Raw genomic sequence first — 986 nt, 5'->3', positions numbered from 1 at the left:
GTTTGATTTCTCGATATCGAAAACGCTGTCTTGATCGAACAAAGCGAACTGCAGGTCGTAATCGAAACCGGCGATGGTGGAATCAAAGTCGTATTTTTCAGATGTGAACCCGTGCTGGGCAAGAATGGTTGAAAAGTCGTGCATGGTGACTCCTTTAGTGACTGGCTTGCCGTATTCATTGCCAAGTCATCGGGGAGCTGTTGATACTGTAACTTAAGGGTGCGACAAGTAATGTCGTATGACTGGAGCGAGTAAAGTAGACCGGCTCGCCACTACAAAGGACTCTTGGCTGATCATTAATGCTAGTGCATGGTTAAGTAGTAGCAAGCAGGTGCTTTGGCTGGCAGTTCGTCATTGCCTGGGAGCCCAATGCACAGTACTAGACGAACATCTAATGTAACTGCCGCTACCTGATGTATCAGTCGCCAGAGCGCCTGGTTGGAGCGGTCGTCATGATAATCAGGCTCGACTGAGCCTACAACCCTCAGGCAGATGCGCGTCCTGAAGGTTCTGTAGTGGCGTCATAGCAGTTTCCACTGACGAGTATGCATTTTGGCCTATCGCCTTAATTGTTATGGTTATGGGCCTTTTTATTTGAGCGGTTTGATTGTCGATAGTCTGTTTGATCCGCGAGATGTCCCAGCCAGATAGCTTCACTTTTTCTTGCGGGAATGAGATCGATACGTAATTGTGATTCATAGCCTGACTCCGGGTTTTGGGTGTGTTGGCTATCCCCCTCTGTCAGCCTAGTTGTCCAGTTGGCAATTTCGCCTGAATTTAGTTAGTTGGGGCGGCATGGGAGTATTCATGCCACGTTATTCCGAAGAGCGTAAAGCCGCTGTGCTGAAGAAGCTGTTGCCTCCGCAGAACCGAAGTGTCGTGTCGGTGGCGGCAGAGGAAGGCATCTCCGATGTGACTCTGTATAGTTGGTTGAAACAGTGTCGACAACAAGGAATGCCCGTGCCAGGTAATCGTAATACCGGGGA

At 49.4% G+C, this 986-nt stretch carries 1 protein-coding gene; it reads left to right on the top strand.

The genetic code is table 11. From position 1 onward, the window contains the following. Positions 1 to 807 precede the first annotated feature (807 nt). The coding region (locus tag MWU62_RS18835) for a transposase (protein WP_247116266.1) at positions 808 to 986 on the top strand (179 nt) is incomplete at its 3' end.

This window comes from Marinobacter sp. S6332 (genome assembly GCF_023016045.1).
In the GTDB taxonomy this organism is placed as follows: Bacteria; Pseudomonadota; Gammaproteobacteria; order Pseudomonadales; family Oleiphilaceae; genus Marinobacter.
Note: the sequence above shows the minus strand (reverse complement) of the source record. Positions and strands in the feature narration are given on the sequence as shown.